Annotated in this window: 6 protein-coding genes and 2 pseudogenes; 5 read left to right on the plus strand and 3 right to left on the minus strand. The window is 58.0% G+C overall.

The annotated features are described in order from the left end of the window. The first annotated feature begins 141 nt into the window (after positions 1-141). The 4 genes from XI08_RS05560 (at position 142) to XI08_RS05580 (ending at position 5,984) form a co-directional block, all read left to right on the plus strand. Complete coding sequence (locus tag XI08_RS05560) at positions 142-357, plus strand: hypothetical protein (RefSeq protein ID WP_271573686.1); 216 nt, start codon at positions 142-144, stop codon at positions 355-357. Positions 358-2,070: 1,713 nt separating this feature from the next. Next, positions 2,071-2,961, plus strand: a complete 891-nt coding sequence (locus XI08_RS05570) for a crotonase/enoyl-CoA hydratase family protein (RefSeq protein WP_271573687.1) — start codon at positions 2,071-2,073, stop codon at positions 2,959-2,961. 562 nt (positions 2,962-3,523) lie between these two features. Next, positions 3,524-4,225, plus strand: a complete 702-nt coding sequence (locus tag XI08_RS05575) for a hypothetical protein (protein WP_271573688.1) — start codon at positions 3,524-3,526, stop codon at positions 4,223-4,225. 376 nt (positions 4,226-4,601) lie between these two features. Continuing rightward, the gene (locus XI08_RS05580) at positions 4,602-5,984 is read left to right on the plus strand and encodes an aspartate aminotransferase family protein (protein ID WP_271573689.1); all 1,383 of its coding nucleotides are present in this window, start codon (positions 4,602-4,604) and stop codon (positions 5,982-5,984) included. Positions 5,985-6,276: 292 nt separating this feature from the next. On the opposite strand, the pseudogene XI08_RS05585 reads toward XI08_RS05580, so the two are convergent. Continuing rightward, a pseudogene (locus tag XI08_RS05585) lies at positions 6,277-6,756 on the minus strand (transposase); the annotation flags it as partial. Between the two features lie 347 nt (positions 6,757-7,103). Continuing rightward, positions 7,104-8,222 (minus strand): IS630 family transposase, encoded by a 1,119-nt coding sequence (locus XI08_RS05590; protein WP_271573690.1) that lies wholly within the window; start codon positions 8,220-8,222, stop codon positions 7,104-7,106. Positions 8,223-8,274: 52 nt separating this feature from the next. Here XI08_RS05590 and XI08_RS05595 point away from each other — a divergent pair, with 52 nt between their 5' ends. Beyond that, positions 8,275-8,523 (plus strand): LexA family protein, encoded by a 249-nt coding sequence (locus tag XI08_RS05595; protein ID WP_333926995.1) that lies wholly within the window; start codon positions 8,275-8,277, stop codon positions 8,521-8,523. 168 nt (positions 8,524-8,691) lie between these two features. Here XI08_RS05595 and XI08_RS05600 read toward each other — a convergent pair. After that, positions 8,692-9,693 (minus strand): annotated as a pseudogene (locus XI08_RS05600) (IS5 family transposase); the annotation flags it as partial.

Below are 9,693 nucleotides of genomic sequence, written 5' to 3' on the forward strand. Positions count from 1 at the left end.
AACCTTACTGTATATGACGGCTCGCATGTTGCCGATCAGCTCACGCCGAACAAGGTGCGGGAGACACACCGCTTACGTCCTTAGCGCACGTCGATGTAATGCAAGGCTTGACACGGGGCCTTCCATCTCGGTTGCAATCGTATGACCGCCATCGTCGGCCAGCCGATCGACGCAGGCGCGGGCAAGGAAGTGAGCGCCAAGCTCCTGTGTCAGGAAATACAACTGGTGGGTGTCGTTTTCGCGGTCAACCAATATGAATGCAACGCTCCGGCTTGTCCGAGCCGCTCGATCGATTGCCTGAGATTGGCGAGCCAGCGAATGCTTTCCTCCTTCTCAATCGGACTGCGGTCGGGTTAATCTTCTTCTTGAGCCGAGCCGCGCCTTTGAACTTTTTCGTGTCCAGAACTTCACCGCCACCAATCCCAGCGGCAGGCCCCCGACAGTCACGGCGAGACTGGAATGCATCGGCATTCCGCAGACCGTGTGATGGCGCCAACGGCCATCCTTGTCCCGGCCGCTATTGACGCTCTTGGTCACGCCAATAGCACTCGCGATCGCGCGCTGGTAGGAGAATTCCGTCGTGTCCTGAATAAGGAGGGTGGGGCCTCTATAATCATCGTAACGCGCGCTTGGCGGCGAAGTGACCGCGGAGGATAATTGGCCTCCTCCACGCGCTCGTTCCAAGAAGCGGTAGGCCCCCTTCGTGTTCGCCCAATCATGGCACCCGAACCGTATGCTCCACGCCTATGCCCGTCACCAATTTGCTTCAAAAGCTCGCTAAATCGTTGACCGAGACGTGCATCCTTCCCTGTTTCGTCGACTGTTCGACGGCACTTGCATCACCATCATCCGTCGGCCGAGCAACAACACGCTGCTCCTCTTAAACACATCAAGGCACCTGCGGGCCGCAGTGAAGGGCCTGGAAACGTTTGACCACTTGGCGGCCGTCTTGCCTTTCGCAAAGCTGCAAGCGCCTCAGCCTCAAACGCATCCGCACCAAGCCCGAAGTCTAGACCACCAGCAATGCAGAAGGGCTTCATCCGGGCGAGTCTGCGCGAATGGGCCCATGCCTGATTTTACGGCACCTCAAAGGGGAGAGCCGCTGGACTGCCGAGATTGTGAGCTGCCACTGAATTTTCATCCAGCGAGTTAGAGTCTCGGAGTTTGTGCGTCAAGTGGCGCGGGTGGAGCAACGGACGATCGGCGGAGCTGGTCTCGGTTGCGCAGCCGATCGTCCGGTGCGGTGAGGTGGGCGACGCGGCCGCGGGGTCAGGTATTTTCAGCGACGAGTGGGGACGCTGGAGATTGTAGTCGGCGACCGAGTTGGCGATTTGGCGTGGGCGTCGAGTTCGAAGAACAGGATCTCATTGAGCAACTCGTCACGCATCCGTCGTTGAGGGTCCCCAGCTAGAGCGTAAAACATTGAATGCTCCTGTTCCTTGTTATGAAGTCTCGTAAATCGAAAATATGAACGCGCACCAGGAACTACCCTCAATTCCCGTCATTCAAAGCCAGTCTACAATATGCGAAGCCGGCTTCATCTCTCAAGAAGAACGCTCGTTCCTCGCAGAATGCTATCAAGGCTAGTAGGTTCGCCAACCCCGATGGTATAGTAAAGAACCGAAAGAGGCGTGCTCGTTTACCAAGTCGCCCGCTTATGGGGAGCTCAACGATGCGGGGAAATAATTGTGAGCCGAAAATATCTATTGGCGTGACCGGACCTTTCCAGAGGAGGTTCGGCGTATTGGTGAGCTTATGCGGAACCGAGCGACAATCGTAACTCAGTATGGAAACGGCTTCTCTATTTAAGGACGCGGCATGGGATTGAGATTGCCAAATCACCGGGGTCGCCGAATCGCCGGCTCGGCAGGCCTTTGCCAAGGGATTGATAAGTCGACGATGCGGACCAAAGTGGTCAGGTTGTAGAGTTCCTGCCTGCTCTCACGGTCGATCGCGACGTACTGGATCGAGGGCTTCAGACTTTCAGGAAGCGCTGGCTGAAACCTTAAAACAGTGAAACCGTAGGAACTGACTTCCGCGGTCGATCTAGACAACGGCGAGCGAGGGATCGTGTCCTACGAAACCATCAGATACGAGGTTGTCGAGCAAATTCTCACGGTGACCTTGAACAGGCCGGAACAGCTCAACGCATGTACCGGCACGATGGAACGCGAATTGATTGATGCCTTCGACTGCGCCGACAACGATGACGAGATCCGCGCCATCATCGTTACAGGCGAAGGCCGCGCCTTCTGTGCAGGCGCCGATCTTTCGCCCGGAGCCGATACATTTGACACCGACGTAAGGTTCGGGTCGGCGAAACGATTTCCCGATGGGGCGGTCGATTACAGTGACCCGAAAGTGCGCGACAGCGGCGGCCAGCTCACGTTGAGAATATTCAGAAGCTTGAAACCTGTGATCGCGGCGGTGAACGGGCCAGCCGTTGGCATTGGTGTTACTATGCAACTTCCAATGGATATTCGACTTGCGAGCGAGGCCGCGCGCTTCGGCTTTGTGTTCTCCCAGCGTGGTATCGTGCCAGATGCCGCCTCGAGTTGGTTCCTGCCACGCATCGTCGGTATCGGCCAGGCGCTGGAGTGGTGCTACAGCGGACGAGTATTCGGAGCGCAGGAGGCACTTGCGGGGCGGCTGGTCAGTAGAGTGGTGCCTGCTGACCAGTTGCTCCATGCGGCTCGTGCGCTCGCTGGGGAGATCATCGAGAAAGCCGCACCCGTATCGATCGCCCTGATCCGGCAGATGATGTGGCGCATGCTGGGCGCAGATGATCCCATGGAGGCTCACAAGATCGACAGCCGCGGCCTTTATGCGCGGGGGCGGTCCGCGGATGCTAAGGAAGGTGTGTTGGCCTTCTTGGAAAAGCGACCCGCAGTATTCAAGGATACGGTGTTGGCCGACATGCCGGACTATTTTCCATGGTGGGCGGAGCGCGACTATGAATAGATGCACTCGCGGCTCTCTGCATCGAACCCCTGGTGTCAATATGCAGTCGGCCCTGGACCAATCGTAGTCTCGCAGGCGCGTTCGACGAAGCGACAACGTCGCACCGACAGATCTCATTGGCTGGGTGCGCTTGTTTGTCGGTGTCGGCAGGCAGGGTTTCCGAACGAAAGCGGCTCGATGAATCTTTTTTGGACCTTCTCCTTTGAGGCTCACCTTGATCTTGCCCGGCGGTTACAAGTTCAGCGTTTCCTTATCCTTTCTCGTCCTGGCGGAGCACCTTCACAAGTTCTCGTGAGCGTCAGTGGATATTCCATCTGATTGCAGTTGAACGACCCACCAAGCGAGATCGAATCAATGCATCCCGTGCACCACGATGCAAGCCCCGGTATGGTCAATAAGGCCGTTGCCCAAAACGCCGCTGAATTCTGGTCCACGTCAAGCGGGTGCTCAGCACTTCTGCTCAAGCATCCTCACCAGACTTGGTAGTGTTTAAGCGACATTGCTAATGATTTAACACTGGCTTGCACGCGCACCGCATCCGCGAGAAGACTGAGGTTCAGCAATGAAGAGCGTAGTTAATCCTTTGCAAGTATCGCGCTTCCTTCGAATATACGACGACGCAGCGGCTGAGAAGAACGTCAAACTCTCGCTCGGATTCGATTTTGATGAGTATCTCTCGATCACACGAGCTCTTCCAACGAAGAAGCCGACATATCCTAGTTTTCTGCCAAATCGCTCGCCAATTGAGTCCGGCAAGGGATATTGGATGATAGGTACCGACAAGAACTGCGAAGTGGTGCTTGTAGAAGCAGCTCGATTATTTGATCTTTCGCACAGCAACTTCGCAGCGCATCTTGAATCCTTAAGAGCATTTTATGCTGATCCGAAAATACATGCGCATCCTCAGGACCAATGTATTTGCACAGCGCCGAGCGCGCGGGAGATCACGGGAAAAGTAGCGTACCACGGCGATTTCTGGCTACGTAAAGACTTTAGAGGGCAGGGGCTGGCCAAGATCATGGCCGCCGTATTGCGCGGCATATCGCTTGCGATGTGGAATCCGGACTTCGTATGCGGGCTTGCCGGGGGCTGGACCTTGGACAAGGGAGTTCTTGCGCAATACGGGAACACGCATCACGAGCCTGGTGGGGCAACCTTACGGCTTGTAGAATATGATATTGCGGACAACGATTTGCTTGTTTGGCTAACGGGCGACGAGTTAAGGAACCTTGTTGATCATTCGGACGGACGCGAGCTGCTTTAGTCCGGTGTTCTCCAGGATGACCACGCGATAACCGGCGAGCGTGGTGCGACTCGGGCGCTCGGGCCCGCTCTGCAAGCAGCGGCAGGTAAAATATCGAAAGAATGGCGAAGTATTGAACAGTTTTTGGCGGTATCGCTAGGATCGCGGTGAGATGCTGGAGTGTCGAGTTGGCAGTGTTTGTCGTTCAACGGTTCGGAAGAAGAGACATGCGATGTCATTTACCTTGACTTTCGCTGTTTTAGCTTCGCGATATCGGCCGTCGTCACTCCAGAGAAGGGTGGACGCGTCGTAGGTTAATGTTCGAAAGGCTGCCTCGCTAACAGACCGCCATACGGCAGGTGGCGCTCGGCCCAGTGCAGAAAAGGTAAGTTGATCGATGAAGATAGGCCGCGAGGAATTTTCGGACTTGGATACGGCCGGGGCTGCTCGGGTTGGGCTCGGCTCAAAAAGCAGGTTTAGACGCGCGAAGTTGGTATTTCCTGACGGCACCTCCCGAGTTACCGTCGAGAGGGATTCAGTCCCCCTCTATATTGAGCGCGGAGTGGGAAGTTATGTGTTCGATGTCGATGGCCGCAGATTTCTCGACCTAAATGGCAACTTCACGACATTAATTCATGGTCATGGCTTCGCCCCGGTCGTGGAGGCCTTAACACGTCAGCTCCAGCGTGGCAGCTGCTTCGCAAATCCGACTGAGAGCGAGATCGAATTGGCCGAACTCCTTTGCGAGCGAATACCGCACGTTGATCGAGTTCGCTTCGTGAATACGGGGACTGAGGCCATGCTCTTTGCAATTAAGGCTGCGCGAGCGTTCACCGGGCGTTCGAAAATTGCCAAGCTTGAGGGTGCATATCACGGAGCTTACGACTGGGCAGAGGTGAGTCTGGCGGCGAGACCGGAAAATTGGGGCGATGCCGCGGCACCTACATCTACGGCCTTGTATCGCGGCATGCCGGCGAGTGTGCTCGATGAAGTCATTGTGCTGCCCTTCAACGAAGTTGAATGTGTGCGACGGTTATTGTCATTGCATGCGCAGCAGCTTGCAGCCGTCGTCTTAGATCCGATGCCGAGTCGCGGTGGTCTTATCACGCCGAAACCAGAGTTCATTGCTGCGGTCCAAGACACCGCTCGAAAGTACGGTATTCTGGTGATTGCGGACGAAGTTCTGAATCTCAGGCAGAGCTTCCGGGGAGCTTCTCACCGATATGGCCTCGTACCGGACCTCGTTACGATGGGCAAGATCATCGGGGGTGGCTTGCCAATCGGAGCGATCGGCGGGCGCAAGGACGTGATGAAGGTCTTCGATGCCTCGGCAGGCCTGCCATCACTTCCGCAGGGCGGCACATTCTCTGCTAATCCTCTGTCCATGACGGCGGGGGTTGCCGCAATGCGGCACTTGGATCATGCGGCTTTTGTATATCTGGAGGAACTTGGAAACTTGGTCCGCAACGGGATAAGTCGCGCGATCTTGAACCGAGGCGTCTCCCTATGCGTGACCGGAGCAGCTTCGCTGTTCCGGATTCACCCCATGGCACAAGTGCCGAACAACTTTCGCGACGCTTACCCAAGGAGCGCGGGAGCAATTGTGATGAAGGAGCTATCGAGGTTCTTTGGCGACAACGGTATTATCCTGCCCCATGGTTCTGCCGCTTCGATTTCTACGGCGATGAGTCACACCGATGCTGAGTTCATCGTTGATGTGTTCGCGAGGTTTCTCGACAGCCATAAAGACATGCTGGGCGCGATAGACACTACGCGCTAGGACGATCGCGACCACCCCCGACGGGTAGTCCGTAAATCTGCGTGATTTCGCTCCTCCTATAAGTAGTAAGGTCGACGCGCGGGCAAACTGTCGTTCCGGTCATAGGCCGAACGACCATCCTTACCATTCTTTAACGCCCACATATGACGCAATCTATTGAGGGGAACCTGGTCGCGAGATTGCCACGCCAGGCGTTTCGACCGGAAGTCTACGAAATCTTGGTCGGATGAGTTGACCTGCCACTGCATTTTCATACAGCGGCAGGGGTCGTTGAGCAGTTCATCGCGCATGCCGTTGGCTCGCCCTCCCGCCGCAGTAGGACGAACAAACGGCGCCGCCGCTCGTTGGCGAGATCGCACAATCGGCCACGCAGAACTGCGTCCGGCGGACGGCTGGAGCGATAGCGGATCATCTTCCGATCGGCCCCTGATGATCGAAGGTCCGCCGTTCCGACAGGCTCATGACGGCCTGCAGATGCGCGACCGCAGCGCGCTTCGCGGCGGGCCCTACCTTTTTTTTAAAGCAGCTCGCGAAGGGCGGCCGCGTCGAGCATCTGCTCGGCTAGAAACTTCTTCAGCTTGGCGTTCTCCTCTTCCAAGGCCCTCAGCCGATTCGCCTCGGAAACGTCCATGCCAGAAAATTTGGCCTTCCAATTGTAGATCGTCGCCTCGGAAAGACCGTGCTTGCGAGCCAGGTCGGCTGTCTTCGCCCTAGCCTCATGCTCCTTTAATACCGCGATAGTCTGCTCTTCCGTGAACCTTGCTCGCTTCAACTGTCCGTCCTTCTTCGGGTCGGACTCTAACTCCTTCTGGAGGAAATGCGCAGTGGCAGGTCACAGCCAGGTACGTCCTCCAAGTGTACGACTCCGCGAGAGCGAGCACGCGGCCAACCGAAACGGTTGGCTGGTTGGCAGCCGGCTGCTGTGGATAGGCCGACGGTTCGGCGCGAGTTGCGGGGACCGGCTGTTACCCGCGAGCCTTTCCGTGGTGGTTGGCACGCTTACCTTTCACTTGCCGGACACGTGCATTGTGATCCGACACCTGGCTATCTACCCACAATCACTTGCCACCACACGACGCGGATCGCTTGCAAACGCCTAGTACCTCGTCACAGTGATTATTACTCTTTGGAAGTGGCGGGATAGGCGCCAGCCATTTTGGCGCGAGCCTTGTCTGTTGTGAACATCCATTTGATGCGGGAGCGGGCGGCATTTCGTTGTCGCTCCCAGGCGGTGATTTCGCGGCGCAGTCGCTTGGGGTCGTCAATCCTGCGATCCAGGCACTGGCCCCGCAGGACGCCGATTTCGATCTCGACCATGTTGAGCCAGCTTGCGTGTTTTGGGGTGTAGTGGAACTCGAGCCGTCGCAAAATCCGCCTGGCTTCGGCGGGCGGGAACGCCTGATAGAGGGCGCCGGCGGAGTGGGTCGATAAATTGTCCTGGACTACCCGGATGATCTCGGCGTCGGGATAATGGATGTCGACGAGATCACGCATGCATTGGGCGTAATCCCTTGCCGCCCGCCGCTCGGTGACCTTGACCTTGCGCCAGGGACGATGCACGTCGAGGAGAACGAAGAGATTGAGCGTGCCATTGCGACGATACTCATAATCGTAACGTTCGAGCCTGCCGGGCTTGGCCGGGATGGGCTGACGCGTTTCGCCGATGAGTTGCACCGGGCTTTCGTCGAAGCAGACCACTGGCCGCCTGGAGTCGGGCGCCTCGGCATAGAGGTCGAGCACATCCTCCATGCGGGCGACGTATTCGCCGTCGACCTGCGGAATGCACCACATGTCTTTGCGCCAGGGCTTGAGGGCATTCTCGGCCAGGCGCCGCCGAACCGTCTCGTGCGACAGGCTCTTGTGTTCGGTGAGCTTGACCATCGCACCCGCCAGCAGCTTTAGCGTCCAGCGGGCACGGCCCTTTGGCGGACTGGCGCAGGCTGTCGCCACCAGCAAGGCTTCCTCCTTGCCCGTGAGTTTGCGCTCCGCCCCGGGACGCGGCTCTTCGCTCAGCGCCCGCTCCAGATTGCCTTCCACGAAGCGTCGCTTGGTCCGGTACACGGTCGAGCCGCTCACGCCGACGCTCCTTGCGATCTCCTCGTCGCTGGTTTCGGCATCGGCGGCTAGCAAAATCTGCGCTCGCTTGAGCTTGCGGGACGCATGCTTGCCGCCGCTGAGCAGCGCCCTCAGATCGGTGCGCTCAATTTGGCTGAGTTCGACCCGATAGCGTACATTCATGGCGTGCCTCCTCGTTCGAGGCACGCACGAACAACTGAATCGGATGGCCGGCGTGAGTCTTTCGACAAAACCCTTCACGCCCACGCAGGGGCAGTATCTGGCTTTTATCCACCTCTATACCCGGCTGCATCGCAGGCCCCCGGCCGAAACCGACATCCAGGAATATTTCCGCGTCAGCCCGCCTACGGTTCACCAGATGGTGCTGACACTAGAACGCGCCGGCCTCATCAGACGGCAGCCAAGGACGCCCCGCAGCATCGAGGTCCTCGTTGATCCGAAACTCCTGCCGGAGCTAATCTGACCGCCGGACCCAACCTGTCAAAATCACTGTGCAGAGCCACTAGCAGTCTGCTGAAAAAGCTTGAACTGGCAGGTTTTCGCGCTCTCGTCGGTCGTTGTTGAGGCGATGCGGCGGGGGTGGCCGTAATTTTCCAGGTTGGTGGTGTTGATGTGCGCTGACGCGGGTCGGCTAAGGGGCCAGCAGTTTGGGAATGCGGATCAGATTGTAGGCGATCAGATTGAGCAGGAAGTCGGCGGCGACGCGGGCGATACCCCGATGTTTGGTCTTGCGCATGGTGCCGTGCTGCTTGCCCCACCCGAAGATGCACTCGACCATCGCTCGCCGTGACTGCGACATGCCATACCCCGGGTGCCGTGTGGTTCGTTCATCGATGGCGCTGTTGCGGGTCTTGCCGGTTTTGGTGACGGCTTGTTTCTGTGTCACATGCGGCGTTACGCCGATGGCGCGAAGATTGGCGACATGCTCGGCCGTATCGTACGCCTTGTCCTCACCGGCGGTGATGCGGCGGCCTGCGGCTTTGCGTCTCGCCTTCAGCATCGCCTCCGAAGCCCGGCGTTCGGCGGTACCATTGGCATGCGCGACTTGCCGGCTACCGCCAGCCCGTGCCGGTTCTCCATGGCGGCGTGGCCCATATAGCAAAGCTTGGCCTCCCGTCCGGCCGCCTTGCGATAGAGCCGGCTGTCAGGGTCGCTGGTACTGGCATGGGTGTCGTTCTTGCGCTTCTGGTCATGGAAGTTGGCGCCATCATGATCGTCGCCGCTGCCCTCCTTGGGACGAAAGCTCTTCTGTGAGGCCCAGACTTCGATCAGCGTTCCATCCACCGAGAAGTGCTCATCCGACAACAGCGGCTTGACCTGCGGATGGTTCAGAAGCCGGGTCATGAACTTCGTGAACACATCGCCGCTTTGCAGCCGTTCCCGGTTCTTGGTGTAGGTGGTCGGGTCCCAGACCGGCTCGGCGACAGCCCCACGAACCAGCGGTACAAAAGATTGTAATCCAGTTGCTCCATCAACTGGCGCTCCGAACGGATGCCGTAGAACACCTGCAACAGCAAGGCGCTCAGCAATTGCTCCGGAGGGATCGAAGGACGTCCCTCGCTGGCGTAGTATAGCGCGACGATCTGGGTGGGAAGAGCGCGGCGATCAGGATGGCGAGTCAGTGTCGCGGCGA

Origin of the sequence: Bradyrhizobium sp. CCBAU 11361 (assembly GCF_028128935.1) — a bacterium.
GTDB classification, from domain to species: Bacteria; Pseudomonadota; Alphaproteobacteria; order Rhizobiales; family Xanthobacteraceae; genus Bradyrhizobium; species Bradyrhizobium niftali.

What these genes read in the sequence shown, in the direction of transcription:
- XI08_RS05560 (WP_271573686.1), top strand. Translation starts at nt 142, where the DNA reads ATGACCGCCATCGTCGGCCAGCCGATCGACGCAGGCGCGGGCAAGGAA.
- XI08_RS05575 (WP_271573688.1), top strand. Translation starts at nt 3,524, where the DNA reads ATGAAGAGCGTAGTTAATCCTTTGCAAGTATCGCGCTTCCTTCGAATA.
- XI08_RS05580 (WP_271573689.1), top strand. Translation starts at nt 4,602, where the DNA reads ATGAAGATAGGCCGCGAGGAATTTTCGGACTTGGATACGGCCGGGGCT.
- XI08_RS05590 (WP_271573690.1), bottom strand. Translation starts at nt 8,222, where the DNA reads ATGAATGTACGCTATCGGGTCGAACTCAGCCAAATTGAGCGCACCGAT.